The organism is Actinoplanes sp. TBRC 11911 (assembly GCF_012933445.1).
Lineage (GTDB): Bacteria > Actinomycetota > Actinomycetes > Mycobacteriales > Micromonosporaceae > Actinoplanes.
Map to the genome: position 1 here is coordinate 21,003 of NZ_JABBNC010000058.1, position 20,797 is coordinate 41,799.

At 67.0% G+C, this 20,797-nt stretch carries 19 protein-coding genes; 5 read left to right on the forward strand and 14 right to left on the reverse strand.

Features of this window, described 5'->3' with window-relative positions; translation table 11 throughout:
* Positions 1 to 146 precede the first annotated feature (146 nt).
* The 11 genes from HH310_RS42035 to iolC are packed head-to-tail and all read right to left on the reverse strand — an operon-like array spanning position 147 to position 11,911.
* Positions 147 to 1,013: a sugar phosphate isomerase/epimerase gene (locus HH310_RS42035; protein ID WP_169181368.1), complete on the reverse strand. Its 867-nt coding sequence runs from the start codon at positions 1,011 to 1,013 to the stop codon at positions 147 to 149.
* Complete coding sequence (locus HH310_RS42040) at positions 1,010 to 2,020, reverse strand: Gfo/Idh/MocA family protein (RefSeq protein ID WP_169181369.1); 1,011 nt, start codon at positions 2,018 to 2,020, stop codon at positions 1,010 to 1,012. Before HH310_RS42040 ends, HH310_RS42035 begins: the two co-directional genes overlap by 4 nt.
* The gene (locus tag HH310_RS42045) at positions 2,017 to 2,931 is read right to left on the reverse strand and encodes a TIM barrel protein (protein ID WP_169181370.1); all 915 of its coding nucleotides are present in this window, start codon (positions 2,929 to 2,931) and stop codon (positions 2,017 to 2,019) included. Before HH310_RS42045 ends, HH310_RS42040 begins: the two co-directional genes overlap by 4 nt.
* Positions 2,928 to 3,788 (reverse strand): ATP-binding cassette domain-containing protein, encoded by an 861-nt coding sequence (locus HH310_RS42050; protein ID WP_169181371.1) that lies wholly within the window; start codon positions 3,786 to 3,788, stop codon positions 2,928 to 2,930. The genes HH310_RS42045 and HH310_RS42050 overlap by 4 nt, the downstream gene beginning before the upstream one ends.
* Positions 3,785 to 4,840, reverse strand: coding sequence for an ABC transporter permease (locus tag HH310_RS42055; protein WP_169181372.1), 1,056 nt, complete (start codon positions 4,838 to 4,840; stop codon positions 3,785 to 3,787). The genes HH310_RS42050 and HH310_RS42055 overlap by 4 nt, the downstream gene beginning before the upstream one ends.
* Positions 4,837 to 5,826, reverse strand: a complete 990-nt coding sequence (locus tag HH310_RS42060; protein ID WP_169181373.1) for a sugar ABC transporter substrate-binding protein — start codon at positions 5,824 to 5,826, stop codon at positions 4,837 to 4,839. The genes HH310_RS42055 and HH310_RS42060 overlap by 4 nt, the downstream gene beginning before the upstream one ends.
* Before the next feature lie 28 nt (positions 5,827 to 5,854).
* Positions 5,855 to 7,351 (reverse strand): CoA-acylating methylmalonate-semialdehyde dehydrogenase, encoded by a 1,497-nt coding sequence (locus HH310_RS42065; protein WP_169181374.1) that lies wholly within the window; start codon positions 7,349 to 7,351, stop codon positions 5,855 to 5,857.
* A 10-nt stretch (positions 7,352 to 7,361) separates the two neighbouring features.
* Entirely contained in the window at positions 7,362 to 9,215 is a 1,854-nt protein-coding gene (gene iolD / locus HH310_RS42070; protein WP_312034672.1) for a 3D-(3,5/4)-trihydroxycyclohexane-1,2-dione acylhydrolase (decyclizing), read from the reverse strand.
* On the reverse strand, positions 9,212 to 10,102 hold the full coding sequence (iolB, locus tag HH310_RS42075; protein WP_169181376.1) for a 5-deoxy-glucuronate isomerase: 891 nt from the start codon (positions 10,100 to 10,102) through the stop codon (positions 9,212 to 9,214). The genes iolD and iolB overlap by 4 nt, the downstream gene beginning before the upstream one ends.
* Positions 10,099 to 10,956, reverse strand: a complete 858-nt coding sequence (locus tag HH310_RS42080) for an aldolase (protein ID WP_169181377.1) — start codon at positions 10,954 to 10,956, stop codon at positions 10,099 to 10,101. Before HH310_RS42080 ends, iolB begins: the two co-directional genes overlap by 4 nt.
* Positions 10,949 to 11,911: a 5-dehydro-2-deoxygluconokinase gene (gene iolC, locus HH310_RS42085; protein ID WP_169181378.1), complete on the reverse strand. Its 963-nt coding sequence runs from the start codon at positions 11,909 to 11,911 to the stop codon at positions 10,949 to 10,951. Before iolC ends, HH310_RS42080 begins: the two co-directional genes overlap by 8 nt.
* 217 nt (positions 11,912 to 12,128) lie before the next feature.
* Here iolC and HH310_RS42090 point away from each other — a divergent pair, with 217 nt between their 5' ends.
* Positions 12,129 to 12,887 (forward strand): GntR family transcriptional regulator, encoded by a 759-nt coding sequence (locus tag HH310_RS42090; RefSeq protein ID WP_169181379.1) that lies wholly within the window; start codon positions 12,129 to 12,131, stop codon positions 12,885 to 12,887.
* Positions 12,888 to 13,642: 755 nt separating this feature from the next.
* Here the strand turns inward: HH310_RS42090 and HH310_RS42095 are convergent.
* Complete coding sequence (locus tag HH310_RS42095) at positions 13,643 to 14,938, reverse strand: PIN domain-containing protein (RefSeq protein WP_169181380.1); 1,296 nt, start codon at positions 14,936 to 14,938, stop codon at positions 13,643 to 13,645.
* Between the two features lie 341 nt (positions 14,939 to 15,279).
* On the opposite strand from HH310_RS42095, the gene HH310_RS42100 reads away from it, so the two are divergent.
* The 3 genes from HH310_RS42100 (at position 15,280) to HH310_RS42105 (ending at position 18,887) form a co-directional block, all read left to right on the forward strand.
* Positions 15,280 to 15,474, forward strand: a complete 195-nt coding sequence (locus tag HH310_RS42100; RefSeq protein ID WP_169181381.1) for a hypothetical protein — start codon at positions 15,280 to 15,282, stop codon at positions 15,472 to 15,474.
* A 133-nt stretch (positions 15,475 to 15,607) separates the two neighbouring features.
* A complete protein-coding gene (locus tag HH310_RS45135) occupies positions 15,608 to 15,736 on the forward strand; it encodes a hypothetical protein (protein ID WP_282438678.1) in 129 nt (42 codons plus the stop codon).
* 109 nt (positions 15,737 to 15,845) lie between these two features.
* Positions 15,846 to 18,887, forward strand: coding sequence for a TIR domain-containing protein (locus HH310_RS42105; protein WP_169181382.1), 3,042 nt, complete (start codon positions 15,846 to 15,848; stop codon positions 18,885 to 18,887).
* 4 nt (positions 18,888 to 18,891) lie between these two features.
* Here the strand turns inward: HH310_RS42105 and HH310_RS45140 are convergent, their stop codons facing one another.
* Positions 18,892 to 19,020, reverse strand: a complete 129-nt coding sequence (locus tag HH310_RS45140; RefSeq protein ID WP_282438679.1) for a hypothetical protein — start codon at positions 19,018 to 19,020, stop codon at positions 18,892 to 18,894.
* Positions 19,021 to 19,040: 20 nt separating this feature from the next.
* The gene (locus HH310_RS42110; protein WP_169181383.1) at positions 19,041 to 19,292 is read right to left on the reverse strand and encodes a hypothetical protein; all 252 of its coding nucleotides are present in this window, start codon (positions 19,290 to 19,292) and stop codon (positions 19,041 to 19,043) included.
* A gap of 186 nt (positions 19,293 to 19,478) precedes the next feature.
* On the opposite strand from HH310_RS42110, the gene HH310_RS42115 reads away from it, so the two are divergent.
* The gene (locus HH310_RS42115) at positions 19,479 to 20,084 is read left to right on the forward strand and encodes a response regulator transcription factor (protein ID WP_169181384.1); all 606 of its coding nucleotides are present in this window, start codon (positions 19,479 to 19,481) and stop codon (positions 20,082 to 20,084) included.
* Positions 20,085 to 20,797: the final 713 nt, after the last annotated feature.

The window sequence follows — 20,797 nt, forward strand, 5'->3', positions numbered from 1 at the left end:
CTCCATCGTGGATTCCGGAAGGCTACCCACGACAAGGTCGGCTGAGCATAGGACACAAGCCACAGAGAATTTCGTACGGGAATTGAACTACGTAACGCGCAGATCAGTCCTGAATGCATTCACCCCGGCGGCCGATAACGCAAAAGCTAACGTTTTCCGGCGTACTTCTGCAGATATTGATTGACCTGCGAGAGGTTGTAGCGGCCGCTGTCCTCGGCCCGTTCCTCCCAGGCGAACACGCACACCGTCGCGATGCCGTCGAAGCCCACCTCGGTCAGCGTGCGGAAGAACAGGTCCCAGTCGACCTCGCCCTGGCCGATGTCCAGGTGCTGGTGGACGCGTGCGGTGGAGCCCGGCGGATTCACGATGTACCGCAGGCCGGACGATCCACGATGGTCGAACGAGTCGGCGATGTGCACCTGGGTGAGCAGCGGCCCCGCGTACCGCATCACCGCGGCCAGATCGCCGCCCTGGTGGAACGTGTGCGGCGCGCAGTACAGGAAGGACACCAGATCCGAGTTGATGCCGCGGACCAGGTTCACCCCGGCGATGCCGTCCTCCACGAAGTCGTCCGGATGCGGTTCCAGGACGAGCCGTACGTCTTCACGCTCAAATATCGGTAAAAGTTCGTCCATAGACCGCCAAAACGCCGCCTCGGACGACGACGGGTGCGACGGGCGGCCGTTGAACTCCGAGTTCATCACCCGCACATCGAGGTCGACGGCGATCTGAATGGCCCGTTTCCAATATCGCACCGCGGCCTGCCGCTCGTCCTCGGAAGGACCGGACCAGCGGTAGAGCGGCAGCACCGACGCGATCTCCACCTGGGCCGCCGAGAGGGCCTTCTTGAACGCCGCCACCTCCGCCGACGACACCCGGGGGTGCAGGAAGAACGGCAGGAAATCGTCCCGTGGCGACATCTCGATGTAGTGGTATCCGAGGTCCGCCACCACCCGCGGCAGGTCCAGCAACGGCACGTTGCGCAGCATGTACGGATCGAGGGCGATCTTCACGACGACTCCAGGTAGAGCTTGGGCTTCTCGGCGAGCGACACCGTCACCCGCTCTCCGCTGCGTAACGCGTCGACGCCGGCGTCCGAGGCCACGGCCGCCGCGTAGCCGTCCCACGCGCTGGGCCCGAGCGGACGGCCACCGCCGGCGATCGCGTGGATCCACTCCTGGAATTCCACGTCGTACGCCTGCAGGAATCGTTCGCGCCAGTCGGCCGGCACCGGCGTCGAGTTCTGTCCGTCCCGGCGTACGGAAAGGGGGTGGGGTGAGCCGAGCGATGCCGTGCCGTCCTCCCCCACGATCTCGCCGCGGATGTCGTACCCGTACCGGATGTTGACCGAGACCTCGACGTCGACCAGGACCTCGTTGTCCATCTCGAGCAGCACGAACAGCGGATCCTGCAGCTCACCGCCGTGCCGGTTGCGGCGCGGCTCCAGCACCCGCACGGCCGCGATCTCGGCGCCGAACATCCAGCGCACCATGTCGAGCTCGTGCACCGCCGAGTCGGTGATCGCCATCTCCTTCGTGAAGAACGACGGCACGCTCGCGTTGCGGTGCGCGCAGTGCATCATCAGCGGCGTGCCGATGTCGCCGCGGTCGAGGGCCATCTTGAGCGCGCGGTAGGCGAAGTCGTAGCGGCGCATATAACCCACCTGCACAAGCCGATTCCCGTACGCCACCTCGGCCTCGACGATGCGCTGGCACGCCTCCCGGGTGGTGGCCAGCGGCTTCTCGCAGAAGACCGGCTTGCCCGCCGCGATCGACGCCAGCACGTACTCCTCGTGCGTCGGCCCCCAGGAGCACACCACCACCGCGTCCACCTCGGGCGAGGCGATCAGTGAAGCGCCGTCGGGGAAGACCGACGCCCCGATGCGAGCGCCGATCTCGCCGGCCACCGCCGCGTCCACGTCGGTGACCGCGGTGACCTCGACGCCGGACAGCACCGAGGTCATCCGCCGGATGTGGTCCTGGCCGATCATGCCGGTTCCGATCACCCCGACCCGGATCATGCCCGTACTCCGATTCCGCAGTCGCGCAGGTAGGACCGGGTGCGCGCGGCCACCCCCGCGGGGATGTCGAAGTCCACCGGGTACATGTCCTGCTCGACGATGACGAACGTGTCGGTGCCCCGCTTGTCGAGCGCCCGCACCACCGACGGGATCTCCGGCACCCCGGCCGGCGGCTCACAGCTCACGCCGAGCGCCACCGCCTGCCCGAACGCGAGGTCCTCGCCCCGCGCCCGGGTGATGATCGCCGGATCCATCTGTTTGATGTGCAGATAGCCGATGCGGTCCGGGTGGTCCTCGATCAGGTGGGCCGCCTCCCCACCCCCGTACGCGAGATGGCCGGTGTCCAGGCAGAGCGAGACGAACCGGGGATCCGTCTCGGCGAGGAGCCGGTCGATCTGCGGCCGGGTCTCCACGTAGCTGTCCGCGTGGTGGTGGAACTGAAGCCGCAGCCCGTACTCCTCGGCCAGAGCGCGCCCGAGGTCGCTGGTGCTGCGGATCAGCGTCTTCCACCCGTCGTCGTCGAGCGTGCCCGGCTCCAGGTAGGCGCCGGTCACGTCGTCGCGATAGCCCGGGACCGGCACGAACACCAGGTCGTGGGCGCCGAGCGCGGCGGTGAGCTCGGCGACCGGACGGGTCTTGGACAGGATCTCGGCGAACTCCCCGGCCCGGTGCAGCCCGCTGTATCCGTGCATCGTCCCGCCGGACACCCGCAGGTTGCGACTCGCCAGCTCGTCGGCGAGCCGGGCCGGGTCGGTAGGCAGATAGCCGTACGGACCGAGCTCCAGCCACTCGTAGCCGACCCCGGACAGCTCGTCGAGGAAGCGCTGCCACGGTGTCTGCCGCGGGTCGTCGGCGAACCAGACGCCCCACGAGTCGGGACAGGAGCCCAGCCGCAAATTCGGTCTTGTCACGACTTTTCCCCTGAAGACCCTGAAGAGATGCGGTCGATGCCCAATTCGTGAACCTCCTCGCCGAGCATCTTCGCGGCCGCCGCGGAATCGGCGCCCGCGTTCTGCAGCTCGTGGCTGAGCTCCTCCAGCTCCGCGCCGCCGGCCATCAAGGCCGTCAGCTCGTCGCGGGTGATCTCGCTCTTGCGGTAGTAGCCGAGGCTCTGCCCGCGCTTGAGCAGCAGGAACCGGTCGCCGACCGGGTACGCGTGATGCGGGTTGTGGGTGATGAAGATGACGCCGAGCCCACGTTCACGGGCCTGGATGATGTACCGCAGCACGACACCGGACTGCTTGACACCGAGGGCGGCGGTGGGCTCGTCGAGGATCAGCACCTTCGCACCGAAGTAGACGGCCCGCGAGATCGCCACGCACTGCCGCTCGCCGCCGGAGAGCGTCCCGATCGGCTGGTCGACGTCGCGCAGGTCGATGCCCATGTCGAGCAGTTCCTTCTTGGTGGTGCGCCGCATGAAGTCGATGTTCATGAACAGCCCCTTCTTGACCTCGTTGCCGAGGAAGAAGTTGCGCCACACCGGCATCAGCGGAACCACTGCCAGGTCCTGGTAGACCGTGGCGATGCCGTGGTCGAGGGCGTCGCGCGGCGAGCTGAACTGCACCTCGCCGCCCTCCACCTCGTACGTGCCGTGGCTGTGCTGGTGCAGACCCGCGATGATCTTGATGAGCGTGGACTTGCCGGCGCCGTTGTCGCCGAGCACGCAGGTCACCTCGCCGGCGCCCACCTCCAGGTTCACGCCGGTCAGCGCGATGATGTTGCCGTAGTTCTTGCCCGCGTCGGTCAGGCGGACCAAAGGAGTCGTCACCGCATTGCCTCCGCTCGTCTGCGGACGAAACTGTTGAGCAGGATCGCGCCCAGCAGCAGCGCGCCCAGGAAGAAGTAGAACCAGTCCGGGTTCCAGCCGGCGTACACGATGCCCTGGTTGGCCATGCCGAAGATGAAGGCGCCGATCGCCGCTCCGATGACCGACCCGTACCCGCCGGTGAGCAGGCACCCGCCGACCACGGCCGCGACGATGTAGATGAACTCGTTGCCGATGCCGACGCCGGACTGCACGGTGTTGAACGCGAACAGGATGTGCATGCCGGTGAACCAGGCCATGAAGCCGACCGCCATGAACAGCCCGATCTTGACCCGGGCGACCGGCACGCCGACCGCGCGGGAGCTGGGCGCCGAGCCGCCGACCGCGAAGATCCAGTTACCGATGCGGGTGCGCAGCAGCACGTAGGTGCCGATGATCACGAACAGGATCCACCAGAGCAGCGTGATCCGGATCGAGACGCCGCCGACCGAGAACGACGACGCGAACACCTTCCGCGCCGAGTTGAAGCCGTCGATGTTCGACACGTCGTTGGTCGCGACGTTGCCGGTGATCGACCGGGTCAGCGCCAGGTTCAGCCCGCGCAGCATGAAGAACGTGCCGAGCGTGACCAGGAAGCTGGGTATGCCCGTCTTCACCACCAGCAAGCCGTTGATGAAGCCGACGGCCAGCGCCACCGCGAGCGAGACCAGCACGCCGATCCACATGTTGGTGGTGAACTGGTAGCTGAACATCGACGCCACCAGCGCCGACGACGTGACCGCGACACCGGCCGACAGGTCGAACTCGCCGCCGATCATCAGCAGCGCCACGGCCACCGCCGGGATGCCGAAGGTGGAGCTGACGTACAGCACCGAGGACAGCGACTCGAACGGGCGGAACGGCGGCGCGACCGCGAAGAACACCAGGTAGATGACGATCGCGCCGACCAGTGCGCCCACTTCCGGCCGGGTGAGCAGCCGGGACAGCAGAGACCGGCGGGCGTACCGCTCGTCGGGTGCCGGCGCCGGGGCCGGCCGGGTCTGAAGGGTGGTCATCGTGTGCCTGCCGCGGCGAACTTGCCGACGAAGTCGACGTTGGCCTTGTCCACCAGGTACGGACCGGTCAGGGTCGGCTTGCCACCGCCGAGGATGTTGCCGTTGGTCTTGTACAGCCAGATCCCGTCGATGGCGCTGTAGCCCTGCAGGAACGGCTGCTGGTCGATCGCCCACTGCAGCGCACCGGACTTGATCTGCGCCGGGATCTGCGGGTTGAAGTCGAAGGTGGCGACCTTCGCGCTGCTGCCCGAGTCCTTCACCGACTGGATGGCGCGCAGCGCGAACGGCGCGCCGAGCGTGATGACCATGTCGATGCTCTTGTCCTGCTGCAGCTTGGCGGCGATGGTGGTCTGCACCGACGGCTCGTCACGGCCGTTGACGTAGATCTTGTCGTACTGGCCGCCGAAGCCCTTCTGGACGCCGTCGCACCGGGCCTCGAGCTGCACCTGACCCTGTTCCTGAACGACGCAGAGCACGTGCTTGGCGCCGTCCTGCTTGGCCCGCGCGCCGGCCGCCTCACCGGCGACGCTCTCGTCGGAGCCGAAGTACGCCAGCGCCCCGGACTGCTCGAACGAGGTGATACCGGCGTTGAACGCGATCACCGGGATGCCGGCCGCGATCGCCTTCTTCACCACCGGGATCAGCGCCGGTGGGTCGGGCAGCGTGACCGCGATGCCGTCCACCTTGCTGTCGATGGCGCTCTGGATCAGGTTCGCCTGGTTGGCCGAGGTCGGGTCGGACGAGTACTTGAGCGTGACGTTGTCCTTCGCCGCCGCGGACTCGGCACCCTTGCGGATGATGTCCCAGAACGTGTCGCCGGGCGCCGCGTGGGTGACCATGGCGATGGTGATCGCGGGGGTGTTCGCCTTGCCCGCGGTCACCGCGGCGCTGTCTTCCTCGGCCTTCTTGCCGCCGGAGCTACTGCACGCACCCGCGGTCACGGCCAGCCCTAGCGCCAGGCCAACCGCAGTGATCCTTTTCCACATATGAGCCTCCAAGGGGGAGAAAAGGGCATCAGGATGCCGTCGGGAAATGCAGTGACGCATCCGCCGGCGACGTGACATGCGGCCATCGCGAAGTGACGACCTTGGCTCGGGTGTAGAACGAGACGCCCTCGGGACCGTGGATGTGCCGGTCGCCGAAGAGTGAGTCCTTCCAGCCGCCGAACGAGTAGTAGGCCATCGGCACCGGGATCGGGACATTGATGCCGATCATGCCGACGTGCACCCCGCGCTGGAACGTGCGGGCCGCCTCCCCGCTGCTGGTGAAGATGGCCGTGCCGTTGCCGTACGGGTTGCTGTTGATGAGGTTGATCGCGGAGTCGACGTCGTCGGCCCGCACCACGGAGAGAACCGGTCCGAAGATCTCCTCGGTGTAGACGTCCATGGCGGGTTGCACCTGGTCGATCACCGTGGGTCCGACCCAGAAACCGTTCTCGTGGCCCGGGACGCGCAGCCCGCGCCCGTCCACCAGTACCTTCGCGCCCTGCTGTTCGCCGGTGCCGATCAGCGACTCGATCCGCTGCTTGGCGGCGGCCGTGACCACCGGGCCCATCTCACTGCGCGGGTCGCGCCCGGGCCCGACCACCACGTCGGACGCCTTGCGGGACACCAGATCCATCAGCGCGTCGCCGGCCGAACCGACCGCGACGGCCGCGGAGATCGCCATGCACCGCTCGCCGGCCGACCCGAACGCGGCAGCGGTCAGATGCCCGGCGGCGAAGTCGAGGTCGGCGTCGGGCAGTACGATCGCGTGGTTCTTCGCCCCGCCGAGCGCCTGCACGCGTTTGCCGGTTTTAGACGCCATGTCATGGATATATCGTGCGATAGGGGTCGAGCCCACGAACGAGACCGCCGCGACGTCGGGGTGGGCCAGCAGAGCGTCCACCGCTTCCTTGTCGCCGTGCACCACGTTGAAAACTCCGTCCGGCAGGCCGGCCTCACGCCACAGCCCGGCGACGTAGTTCGACGCGGACGGGTCCCGCTCGCTGGGCTTGAGCACGAAGGTGTTGCCGCAGGCGATCGCCACCGGATGCATCCACATCGGCACCATGGCCGGGAAGTTGAACGGGGTGATGCCGGCGCACACGCCGAGCGGCTCGCGGAAGCTGAACACGTCGACGCCGGTCGAGGCCTGGTCGGAGTAGTCGCCCTTGAGCAGCTGCGGGATGCCGCAGGCGAACTCGACGACCTCGAGGCCGCGCTGCACCTCGCCGGCGGCGTCCGAGATGACCTTGCCGTGCTCGTCCGAGATGATCTCCGCAAGCTCCTTGGTCCGCGCGTTGACCAGCTCCCGGAAGGCGAACATGACCTTCGTACGCCGGCTCAGGGAGGCCTGGCTCCACTCCTCGAAGGCGGTCTTGGCCGCGGCGACGGCGTCGTCCACGTCGGCGATGGAGCCCAGCACCACCTCGTGCTGCTGCTCGCCGGTCGCCGGGTTGTAGACCGGGCCGCGCCGGTTGGAGCTGCCGGATCTGTACTGTCCGCCGATCCAGTGTTCGATGGTTGCCATTCGCTGTCCTTTAGAGGTAGAGCCGCTGGTCACGCTTGGCTTGCTCGTACGCCTCGCGAGCCGCCCGCGTTGTCGACAATTCGGATATTTCGGATACAGGCACGTCCCACCATGACTCGGACGACGGCACCGGGGAGAGCGGATCGGTCTCGATGTGCACGACCGTGGTCCGCTCGGCCTCCCGGGCCCTTTTCAGCCCGTCCCGCAGGTCGGCGATGGTCCGGCAGCGGATCACCGAGGCGCCCAGGCTCTCCGCGTTCGCCGCGAGATCCACCGGCAGGTACGCCCCGTCGTAGTCCTGATCGTCCGACCGGAACCGGTAGCTGGTGCCGAAACGCTGCGAGCCGAGCGACTCGGACAGCGCCCCGATCGACGCGAATCCCTGGTTCTGCACCAGCACGACGATCAGCTTCACGCCCTCGGCCACCGAGGTGACGATCTCCTGCGACATCATCAGGTACGACCCGTCGCCGACCAGCGCGAACACCTCGCGGCCCGGGTCGGCCATCTTGATCCCCAGCGCCCCGGCGATCTCGAAGCCCATGCAGGAGTAGCCGTACTCGACGTGGTACTGCTTCGGATCGCGCGAGCGCCACAGCAGCTGCAGGTCCCCGGGCATGCTGCCGGCCGCCTGCACGACGACGTCCCGCTCACCGGCGGCCTCGTTCACCACCCCGATCACCTCGGCCTGGGCGGGCAGCGGGCCATGACCCATCCCGTACGCCTCGTCCACGCGCGCCTGCCACGCCGCGACATCCGTGGTGTAGTCCGTCGGCCAGCGGCTCCCGCCGAGCGCGACCTGCAACAGGGCGAGTCCGCTGCGGGCGTCGGCCACGATCGGATACGCGGACTCCTTGGCGGCGTCGAATCTCGCCACATTGATGTTGACGAATCGCACGTCCGGGTTCTGGAACGCCGTACGGGAAGCGGTGGTGAAATCGCTGTATCGGGTGCCGACGCCGATCACGACATCCGCCTCGCGGGCCAGCCGGTTCGCGACCGGCGTCCCGGTGGAGCCGACGCCGCCCACCGAGTTCGGGTGATCCCAGCTCAGCGCGCCCTTGCCGGCCTGCGTGTCGGCGACCGGAATGCCGGTGGCGCGCGCGAACCCGTCCAGTTCGGCCGACGCTTCCGAGTAGATGACTCCGCCGCCCGCGATCAGCAGCGGTCTGCGCGCATTTTTCATGATATCGGCGGCACGTTGGACGAAATCGGGCTCGGCGACCGGCCGCGTGACGTGCCAGACCCGTTTCCGGAACAGCTCATCCGGGAAGTCGTACGCCTCGGCCTGCACGTCCTGCGGCAGGCAGATCGTGACCGCGCCGGTGTCCGCCGGATCGGTCAGCACCCGCATCGCCCCCAGCAACGCGGCCGGCAGCTGCTCGGGCCGCCAGACCCGGTCAAAAAACCGCGACAGCGGCCGGAACGCATCGTTGACGCTCACGTCGTAGCCTTGCGGGCTTTCCAGCTCCTGCAGCACCGGCGCGGCGACCCGGGTCGCGAAGACGTCCGACGGCAGCAGCAGCACCGGGATCCGGTTCACGGTCGCCAGCGCCGCGCCGGTGAGCATGTTGGTCGACCCGGGCCCGATGCTCGCCGTGCACGCCATCGCGGACAGCCGGTTCTTCATCCGCGCGTAGCCGACCGCCGCATGCACCATGGCCTGCTCGTTGCGGGCGAGGTGATACGGAAGGTCTGCCTCGCCGGTACGCTGGGCCTGCAGCAATGCTTGCCCGACCCCGGCCACGTTGCCGTGCCCGAAGATGCCGAAGCAACCGGCGATCGAACGCTGCTCCTCGCCGTCGCGCTCGGTCCACTGGTTGGCCAGGAACCGCACGACAGCTTGAGCGACGGTGAGTCTCACGAACGCGTCCTTTCCTTGACGGTGCTCAGCGGCAGCCGTTCGTCGATCGGTGTGTCCACCCAACTCGTCCGTACCCAGCCGTGCGCCGGGTCGTCGCGCACCAGCCATTCCCGGTCGCCGGGGCCGGCCATCACGTTGAGGTAGTAGAGGTCGTAGCCGGGCGCGGCCATCGACGGCCCGTGCCAGCCGTACGGGATGAGCACGACGTCCCCGGAACGCACCTCGGCACACACGTCGATGGGCCGGTCCGGATGCCCGTACACGCGCTGGAAAGCGTGCCCGGCGGTCCCGGCCGGCGAGGGCGCCACCTCGAAGTAGTAGATCTCCTCCAGGCTCGACTCGCCGTCGCCGACCTCGTCGTGCTTGTGCGGCGGGTACGACGACCAGTTGCCGGCCGGCGTCAGCACCTCGCACGCGATCAGCCGGTCCGCCTCGAACGCCTCCGGCGTGCAGAAGTTGTTGACCTGCCGGCTGGCCTGCCCGGCGCCGCGCAACTCGACCGCGACGTCCTCGGCCGGCCCGTACCGGAACGGCAGCTGACGCGACGCGCGCGCGGCCGGCAGCGCGAACCGTCCGCCGTTGGGCGCCCGCACGGTGACCGTGGAGTCGCGCGGCACGTACGCGAAATCGGTGACCCGGGAGAACACCGATCGCCGCCCGGTCAGCGTCATCCGCTCGTCGTCGCAGGTCACGTCGCAGCTGCCGGACAGCGGCAGCACCAGCATCTCGTCCGGTCCGGTGTAGAACCTCGCGCGCGCCCCGATCGCCAGATCCAGCACGCGCAGGCTGCTGTAGTGCCAGCCCGCGTTCTCCGGGGTCACCACCATCTCGAACGGCTTGACGGCGGTGCTCCCCCGGCGCATCAGCGGATTGACCCGGGCTCTCATAGCAGTCCCACCGCCCGGTCCACCGCGTCCCGCACGGTCCCGCCCGACGGATAGAGCAACGAACGGCCGATCACCAGACCCTGCACGGTGGGCAGGCTCAAGGCCTTGCTCCATTCCCCGTACGCCGCCTCGGCGTCCCCACCGAGGATCAGCGCCGGGAGCGTGGTCGCGGACATGACCCGTTCCATGTCGGCGACGACCGGAACCTTCAGCCAGCTGTACGCGGATGTCGGCCCCAGACCGGCCGCGACCGTACAGGCGCGGATCATCGCGTCGGCGGTGAGCTCGTTGCGCACCCGCCCGTCGACGCGGTGCGAGATGAACGGCTCGACCATGGCCATTCGGTGATGGGCGGCGAGGGCGCCGATCGCGGCGCCGCACGCTTCCAGCGTTTTGACCGTGCCCGGGTCGTCGGGGTCGATGCGCAGCAGCATCTTGCCGCCCTCGAAGCCGGCACTGGCGATGCTGGCGGCGTCGTAGGCGGTGAACCGGTCGTCCATCTCGAAGGAGGTGCCGGCGAGGCCGCCGCGGTTCATCGAGCCGATCACGACTTTGTCGTCGAGCGCGCCCAGTAAGAGAAGGTCTTCGAGGATGTCGGGGGTGCCGAGCACGCCGTTGACGCCGGGGCGTTCCAGGGCGCTCTGGATCCGGTCGAGCAGGTCGACCCGGTTGGCCATGGCGAACGGGTCGGTGCCGGCCCGCAAGGCGCCGCGCGCCGGATGGTCGGCCGCGATGATCATGAGTTTGCCGTGCGGTCCGAAGAGGGTGGCCGGCCTGCGGCGGGCCGCGGCGGCGGCGGCGATCGCGGCCGGGCGGCGGGTCCGCGCGTCGAGCAGGGCGTCCAGGTCAGGCATCGGTGGTCTCCCCGTTCCCGGTTTTCAGCAGGGCGTGCACTTCGCTTTCGGTAGGCATGGCATCGGCGCAGGACAGGCGCGAGGCGACGATGGCTCCGGCTGCGTTGGCGAAGCGCATCGCCGCCTCGAGTTCCCATCCGGACAGCAGGGCGTGGCAGAGGGCACCGCCGAACGCGTCCCCGGCGCCCAAGCCGTTGACGACCTGGACGGGGACCGGCGGGACCTCGACCTGTTGTTTCTGCTGCGACGCCAGAACGCCGGCCGGGCCCTGCTTGATGACGGCCAGGTCGACGCCCGCGTCGTGCAGGGCTTGCGCGGCGTCGGCGGGCTTGCGGCGGCCCACCGCGGTTTCCGCTTCGTCGAGATTGCCGACGGCCACCGTGGCGTACGGGAGGGCCTCGGCGTACCACCTTCTGGCCTCTTCCCTGCTCTCCCAGAACATGGGTCGATAGTCCAGGTCAAAAACGGTGATGCCCGACTTATTGCGAAATTTCAGAGCATTTAGCGTCGCTTCCCTGCTCGGCTCCTGAGAAAGCCCCGTACCGGTGATCCAGAAAATGTCGGCGTCTCTGATCGCCGCAAGATCGAGTTCGTCGGGTTTGATCTCCAGGTCCGGCGCCTTCGGATAGCGATAGAAATAGAGCGGGAAGTCGTCGGGCGGAAAGATCTCGCAGAAGGTCACCGGCGTCGGCAGCCCTTGCACCGGCGTGACAAACCGGTCATCGACTCCGAACCCGCGCAGTGCATCATGCAGGAACGCGCCGAACGGATCGTCCCCGGTTCGGGTGATCACCGCGCTGCGCCGCCCGTGCCGCGCCGCCGCGACCGCCACATTGGACGCGCTCCCACCCAGAAACTTGGCGAAGGTCTTGACCTCCCGCAGCGACACACCGACCTGCTCGGGGTACAGGTCGACGCCGATGCGTCCCATCGTCAGGACCTCAAATGCGGGCATACGTCGCGCACCTCCGGAGCGTCCTGCTCCCGGCAGATGATCAGAAAGAGGGCACGCCGCGACGTGCCGTATGCCGTGCTGGATAACGGCGCGGTAGTTATCGATCATCGCCCCTGGTAGTCACCCGGCGACGCTATGTTTGCTGGCTTCGATGTAATACTGTGGTGGCGCTCGCGTCAATACTTTGTCATGACAAACTGAAGAACGAGGGGGTGTCGTGACGTCGTCCACGCCGCGCAGCCCGGTACGCCCGGTCGAGGTCGACCGGACCAGCCCGGTGCCGCTCTACTACCAGGTGGCCACTCGCCTGCAGGAGCTGATCGAGAGCGGCGAGATCGGCGTGGGCGCCCGCATCGAGAACGAGGTGGATTTGGCGTCGCGCCTGGGGGTTTCCCGGCCGACGACGCGGCGGGCCATCCAGTATCTGGTCGAGCGCGGCATGCTGGTCCGCAAGCGGGGCGTGGGGACACAGGTCGTGCATCCCAAGGTGAGGCGGCCGGTAGAGCTTTCTTCCCTGTACGACGACCTAGTGGCCGGCGACCGCGCACCCCGCACGGAGGTCTTGGACATCCGCCAGATGCCCGCGTCGGACGCGATCGCGGCAGCCCTGGAGATCCCGGCCGGCACCGAGGTGACGTGGATCGAGCGCCTACGGTTCGCCGGGGGTGAGCCGCTGGCCCTGATGCACAACGCAATCCCGCTCGACGTGTTGCCGCTGTCCAAAGAAGATCTGGCCGAGCACGGCCTGTACGAGTTGTTGCGGCGGGCGGGCCACGTCCCCCGGATCGCGACGCAGGTGATCGGCGCCCGCTCGGCCACGTCCTCCGAGGCCCGCATCCTGGACGAGAAGCGAGGCGCGTCGCTGCTGACCATGACGCGCACAGCGTGGGAGGCAGGCGGCCGGGCCCTGGAGTACGGCAGTCACGTTTATAGAGCCTCGCGCTACAGCTTCGAGCTGAACCTGTCCGCCGGCTGATCGCCCTTGGGCCTCCGCCTTCGACGTCGGCGCTGACGCCAACCGTCGCTGGCGTCTCTTTACGTCCACGTCACGCTGATCGGCTGGACTTTCTCACGCTCGGACGATTGGGGGCCGGGGGTGACCAATCACTGCTGGTGGACCGCTTCTATGCAGTGCTTGGTCACCCCCGGCCCCCAATCTTGCATGGAGTCATGCTGCGGCTAGGCGATGGCTCACTCGCTGCTGCGTGCCTGGCTGCGCTCGGCGGTCACCTTCCGCGAAGTGGTCTGGCTACCGCGCGCGGGTTACGCCGGGCGGTCCACTCAAGCAGGCCAAGCTGGGTGCCGGGTCAGGCGACGAAACCGCGCCGGTTGCGCTCCGGATCAAACCCCCAGCAACTCACGCTTGGGCGGGCTCACCCACAGCTGGAGTGCCTGGCCATCCCGGCCCGGTCACCTCCAGCCCAGCAGCCTCCCCGATCACCCCACGTGCGCGGGGAGCGCTCCGGCCGGGCGTTCTGCTCGATCACCCCGCGTGCGCGGGAAGCAGCAGCGCCGCGCTACGCAAACCCCCTTGAACCTCTCCCTGCCCTAGCGACGCCCGGGACTGCGCAGGCCAAATGAGAGCCACACCAAAGTGGGCAGCCGATGTGAGAGCGACAGCCCGGACGCCTGGACCGAAGCCTGGCCGGGCCCGCAGCCCTAGAGCAATGAAACAAGTAGCCAATGTGAGTGTGCCGGATTCTCCTAGACGAGATATCATATTTTCATTTGCTACGAGCCGGACGACTCTTCGCCGAGGTCCTTAAGTGACTCCACGACCGACTCCGGGACCGCGAAACCTTCTGCTTTGCCGGGCCGCTGGTACCTCGACTCTAGCGCAGTGTCGATCCCTGCAGGAATTTCGCCTATTTCCTGAAGGTAATTGGTGGCATTCACAACAGGCTTCGTGAATCCTACAAGAAGCATGCTCTCTGGACGGCCGGTGAGCTCATAAACCTTACTGCGGAGAATGAAGCCATTCCCCGGCCCCGCTGCGAATCGAATAACAGCCTCCTGCTCGGACGCCCCGACCTCGGCAAGACGTGACAGTAAAGCCTTCAGGCGCCCGGGCGTCCAGGCTAGAGAAACTCCGTCTGATGCGTCGATGGTCAGACTAGGCGGATCGACGTCATCGATTGTGCTTTCATCAACCGTTACGTCTAGCAAGGCGCCAGCAATCTCTAGAAATTCTTGTCGCCGCAGCATGTGCAACTTCACACCAGCACGAGCTTGCATTTCCTGGATTAGTTCCACTCTAGCCGCGATCGGTTCGCCGCTGATATCGAGACGCCACCAATCCTCCTTCTCGTCATCGGTTACGAATAACACGTCTCGTCCCGCTACTGAAGCGTAGTCAATTACCTGCTCCCATATCAGGTAGTCGCCAAGCCCCTCCTCGACCTGACCGTGCTTCCAGCTGTCCATGTAGCCGGGAGGGATCCGCTTCTCGAAGCGCTCCAAACCCCGCCTCTTGTGGGTTTCGAATGCTGCGGGATCGTAAGGCTGGCCCACTCGCGACTTAAAAAGCGCCAGAAGGCGCTGCAGGATAGCGTCGTCGTGTGCGCTACTCAGGGCCGCCTTTAGATTAATTCCTCGGCTGCCGTCGTCAGCGCTAACGCTGGTGAAAATCCGCCGGAAAAGCTGCTCTAAATCCCTTGTCAGCTCGTCTGCTTCAACGGTTGACATGGCCCGGCGGCGCCAAGATCTGATTTCGGCAAGTGCCTTCTTTTGGGCTTCACGAAGTCCTGCCAGCGAACTTGTTGTAATAACCTCACGAATCACGCCATCGCGTTTCCGCCAGAATTCCGCCTGCACCTGGGCGGGCATGAAAAGATTCACTTTTACTTCTTCGAGGACGTCAAAAATCTGACTTCTGGCGTTAGCGCCACAACGATACAGGTGAAGTAAGATATTAGTGTCCAGTGCGATGATTCCCTCGCGCAGCACCGAGCCGATCTCGTCGGAGTTCACGTCTCCGTAGATTTCGAACCCGTCCCAGAGGTCCCGCAACTCGTCACCGTCCGCCACGACCAGCTCCAGATGTCGACTAATTACCGCACGAAGGGCCGCGTTGAGACTATCGGAGCGGGGGCATACACGACTACTGGGTTGATGGATTTTGCTACTGCGCCGAAATCTACTTCGCGAGGTGAGGGAGGCCAGCGGGATCTCTATCCGGTTTGAACGAGGGCACCTTACTCACATGCCGCGATCCAGGCGGTGGCACATGCGTCGTGATTCTGCGAAAACCGGACCCGTGTCAACGCGACAGGCAGGGCCATTACGGCCAGCAACACACGACCCCTCCCGAGAGGGGGCACCCGATCAAAGACTGTGTGCGGCCGTAGCACCGACCATAAGCTGCCGCCATGGTTGCCACTACTCAGATGGTGGGCGCTATCGCACTCGGCGCGATGCTCCTCGCGATCGTCGTGCTCGGGCTGGTCTCGTGGGTCAAGAACAGCCGTCGCAAGCGCGATGACGAGGAAGACAGCGGTTCCAGCACTATTACCGACGACGCGACACCGGGCGACTGGGACAGCGGTTCGCACGGCGATCTCTGAACGCACGTCGTGGTCGCGTTCGGCGAACGAGCCACCGCGGCGCGCGTCGGCGTCCGGCCCGATCACTCCCGGCGTGATGGGAGGCCACCGGCGTACGAGCGGGTAGTCCGTCGGGCGCGCGGTGCCGCCGGCGGTGACCCATCTCGTGGTGGAGATCCTCACCACCCGCGGCTCGGCCGAGGCGAGGGCATATCAGGCTGACCCGGGCATCGACGGCGATGCCGTAGACGGCCTCGACAACGTCAGAGATGTTGGCTCGTGACGGGACGGGGACTGTCCGAAATCTGCACTCGTCGATGGCAGGGAGGCGCCTTGACCCTGTCATCAACCACTGCGCAGACTCGGTTACGACGCAGCGGTGGGGAGGGCGAATGAGCGGTCACGAGTTACCGCAGATTTTCATCTCGTACGCCCACGCGGACGGTGGCGACATGAAGGACCTGCTCCGCCGCCGTCTTCCTGATCTGCCGCCTGGCTGGCGGGTCTGGACCGACGATCTTATCGACACGAGCGATCGCACGTTCTCCCTGCCGATCCAGCGTGCCATCGACGCATCGGCTGTCTCGCTGTTCGTGGTGACCGCAGCGAGTTCGGAAAGCGAGTATTGCGCGTTGGAGGTCGAACGTGCCCGGTCACGCCGCCTGCCGTACGCGGTGATTCGGCCTCGGCCCGAGGTGGCGTTACCGCTTACCCTCGGCCTTCCGCCCAAGCTGATCGACATGGTCGAGGGAGACGAGGCTGGCTGGCAGAAGCTCGAGCGGTTCCTTCGTGACGTCGGCACGCCCAGAGAGAGTCTGAGCGTCATCGAGGAGGTTCGTGAGCGCGAAATCGCTGCCGCCGTCGGCGCCACCGGCACGGAACGCGAGCGCTTCGAGCTCCGCGATCGCGAACTCGCCGCGTCGATCGAGCGCGAACGGGAGCGCATCGCCGATCCGGCTGCCGCCGAGCGCCGCACCCGGGAGCGCATCAAGCAGGACCTCGCCTTGGATCGTGAACCCGCTCCGGATCCGACGGCCGATCCGATAGTCACTGCCGCCGGGGTACGCATGATCAACGAACTGCCCGGCATTCCCCCGGTGCGGTTTCACGACCGTGCTGACCAGCTGCGGCGGCTCACCAAGCTGCTCGAGGGCCCCGACACTCGTCTGATCGCGCTCACCGGGCGGGACGGGATGGGCAAGACCGCCCTTCTCGACCGTTTGCGCCGGTCTGTCGGGTACGCGCCGCTGAGCGACTATCGTGCCGTGGTCCTGCTGGACGCGTCCGGATACCGGCGGATAACCACAGCAACCTTGTTGTTCGATCTGGCCCGGGTGCTGGAGGACCCCGAGGCCGGCACCATACGAAACCAGCTCGAACGGCCGGTCCCGTCAGTGGACAAGCTGACGATCGTGCTTGGCGCGCTGGGTGAACGTGGCGTCCTGGTGGTGGTGGACGGCGCCGAGGAACTGCTCGACGACGAGCAGGAGCTGAAGGATCAGGACCTTCGGGAGGTCTGCTTCGAACTCGCTGTGCGCGAGGGCCACGGAGTCCGCGTCCTGTTTGTTGCGCAGTGCCCGCCTCGCGCACTGTTTCGGGAGGTGGGTCGTCCGCGGGCAGTCGAGGTCGAGCCGCTCGAGGGATTGCCGATGCCGGCGGCCGGCGACTTGCTGCGCACGTTGGACAGCAAGAACCTGTTCGGTCCGGCCGCTACGGACGACAATTTCATGAGCCGACTGTGCGATGTCACCGGCGGCCGGCCCCGATCACTTGAGCTGTTCTACGGCATTCTTCTCATTGAATGGTTCACCAAGCCGGACCAGCTGCTCGATCGGCTGGAGCAGGAGTCACGCGGCGCTGACGTCGCCGTCGTGCTCTTCGACCGAATGCTGAATGATCTGTTCGACCTGGAAGTACGTGTGGTTGAGGCGCTGGCCGTGTACGGCCGACCCGTGCTCGCCGGCGCGGTTGCGCGCCTGCTGCCCGACGTCGCCGACGGTGCTTCAGTAGAAGAGCTGCTGGGGGGCCTTGAGCGGCGACAGCTGGTGCGTCGCGACGGCGAACGCTACTACCTGCCATCGCAGGACGCCGCGCACGTCGTCGCACGGTTGCGCAAGGACGCACCCGACAATCTCCGCACGCTGCGCCAACAGGCTGCCGACTATCACCATGCGGCATGGACGCCGGAACAGATGGTTCGCCAGCTCGCCGACCTCGATGGACATCTGAACGAGATCGAGATGAGAGTCGCGGCCGGCGAGTACGAGGTCGCATCCCGGCTGATGAACGACCTCGACCAACGATATCTGCGGCGCTGGGGCCAGAGCGCGTTGCTGTTGCCGCTGCGTGCGGACGTGGCGGAGCACCTGCCCGACCGGCGCTCCCGGATCGACAACCTCAGCATGAGCGGGGCCGCGCGCTCCGAGCGCGAGCAGTACATGGAGGCAGTCAAGGAGCTGCGGGGCGCGTTGCGCCTCGCCCGTACGGTGCCTGAATGGAAAGTCGTCCTGTGGCGCGAATTGGGCGCCGTGGAAGGCCTCCGCGGCCGACTAACGCGAGCCAACAGATTGTTCCGGATGGCCGTCGCGGGCGCCCACGTCCTAGGAATGCGCGAGGAAGCGGCTCGGGCCCACCTGAATCTCGGCCTCGGAATGGCTCGCCTCGGCCACTTCCCGGCGGCGCTTCGGCACAATCGGCGCGGGTTGGCGATCGCTGAACGCCATCCGGTCGCCGACGAGATCGTTGTCCGGCTCCATCTGACCCGCGGCTGGACACAGGGCCAGCTCGGACGGCACCAAGAGGCGCTAAAGGCCAACGCAAGGGCGAGCCGGCTCGCAGTCGGCCGGGACCTTCAGCTGCTGGCGGGTGTCTGCGCGCTGCGGCGTGCGGAGCTGCTGGTGGATTCCGACGAGGCGCAGGCCGCGCTCGAACCAGCGGAACAGGCGCACCGGGCGGGCCTGGTGGCACGCAACGCCGCTCTGCTTTGCGACGCCAGCCGGACGATCGCGCTGGTTCACCTCCGAGGCGGGCGGGTGGATGAGGCCGCGGACGCGGCCCGTGCCGGGATGCTGCACCGCAGCAGCCAGAACGCTGTCGAGCTGTACCTCCTGCGAGGCATCGTGGCGTTCCGACAGGGTGGCCGCCGCGATGCGGCCCGATCCGCCTTTGCGGAGGCGGCCCGGCTGCATAACGGCGTGGGTCAGGTGGCGCGCCGCGACTACGGCGAGCACAACATCCGCGGGCTGGTGCTCGCAGGCCTCGCCCTCTGCGGTGACCGCAGCCAACTCGAACCGGCGATCGCGGCGTTCGGCCGGGCCCGAGCCGCTGCCGTGGCTCCTGGCTCGGTGCGCCGCAACGAGATCCTTCTGCGCCAATTCGGCGAGTCGGCCGACCCCTTGATAGTGGACCGGCTGCTGCGCACGGTTCAGGGCTGAACCTTCAGGTTAGAAGCCACACCACCAGCGCGATAATCAGTCCGGCCAGGACGATGAGGCCCGCGATTCGCCAGACAGGCTTGTGCGGTGAGACGCCCCCTGAGTAGTCAAAATCCTTCGATTTGTCGATCATCGAATCGTCCCTTCGATCCGCTACTCGGCGTCAACGAGCCGGGTGTCCGGCACCCAGGTCCGGTCGTCGTCCTGCCACGCGACCAGAACCTGCCAGCCCCGGCCGGACGACTTCAGGTCCACCACCTCGCCCTCCAGGTCGAGTTCCGGGTCGTCCCCGTCGTGATAAAGGGGATCCAACGCGACGATGTCGCCGACATCGAAAGGCGGGTCGCCGACCGCATCGCACACATAGCCGGGGCCGTCGTCGTAGTCGTCCGAGTTGTCGCCCATAGCCACCTCCGAGGCCTACCCACTTCGGACGCTAGGTTGGCGCTGAGCCGCGGGTCCATGACGCAAATACACGTGGCGGACCGCTGACACTGGGCGACATGCCACGTCATGGTGATGTGCCATGGCTGCCGCGATGGGACAGGATCGGCGTTCACCATTCGGCCGGACGCGGAGGATCAACCAGCGATGTTCATCCGGATCGCAGTCTTCGATCCGCTGCCGGTGTACCGCCGCGGCGTGCTGGCCATCCTGGGCGACGCCGGCTTCGACGCCGATACCCCGGACGACCTACTCGCCTGGCTGCGTTCCGAGGAACGCCGGCTGGTGCTGCTGACGATGGTCTCCCCGGAGGACTGGGAGCTGCTCACCGAGATCCGGCGTGCACGCGCGGGCACCGAGGTGCTGGCGCTGCTGGACGAACCGAGCGTCGCCGGATATCTGCGGGCGCTGTCCGCCGGTGCGGTCGGAGCGGTGCCCCGGAACGCGCCGCCCAGGCTTTTACGGAATGCCTTCGACTCGGCCACGCAAGGTCGTAGCATCCTGCCGGTCGAGGTGGTGCGCGCGCTGTCCGCGGGCACCGCTGCTGCCGCGCCAGCGGCCGGCCAGCCGTCGTCGCGCGAGCTGGACTGGCTGCGCGAGCTCGCCCGCGGGGTGACCATCGCCCGGCTGGCCGAGCAGGCTGGCTACTCGGAGCGGATGATGTTCCGGCTCCTTCGCTCGACCTACGGAAAACTGAACGCGGCCAGCCGCACCGAGGCGCTTATGACGGCACGTGCCAGGGGCCTCCTCTGATCTGGCGGATAGTGCGACCGGAGGCCAACCACCTCGGATCTCGAAGACGCCGCTGAAGGCGGCGCTGAAGATAACCAGCCCGACCGCCGTGGACCTCGATCATGGCCTCGTGACCGGCTGCACCATCGGCGTATCGCGGCGCGGCGGCTTACCTTCCACTCGACGAGTACGCAGTACGAAGGGATTGAGTGTTGCGGTGCCGCCTTCCTCGACACGTCCCATACCTTGCACACCCGTCGGTGCGGCTGCTCGGCATGCGGCACTCGGGTGCACACCTTGCCCGCCTGCTTCCCCACGTCGATGGCGCGGACCCGGGCGACCAGCCGTTCATGCTCGGTGTCCGGAACCTCCTGCGGCTGATCCACCCACGACGGTGTCCGCTTGTTCATGACCCCTCCCCACCACAAGATCACCGTTGGCGGGTTGCCCGGGGGCCTCGGTCGGAAACCGAAATTCTGACCGGCGTGCTCAAGGCGACTGTGCGTGACCCTTCAGATCGGGGCCCCGGCGTCAGACTAATTGACGAGCTCAAGATCTCGAGGACGTTACCGGTGTCAACGGACGACCCAACCAGACAACGAGCCAGAGACCAGCCCCGATTTACACGCCTGCGAGGCGTCACCCGAAGGGGATAGGGGGACTAAGTAGTCGTTACCTGGTCGCCCGGCAGGATCTGGAATGGATGAGTGTCGCCCAATTGCCGGGTCGTCCAA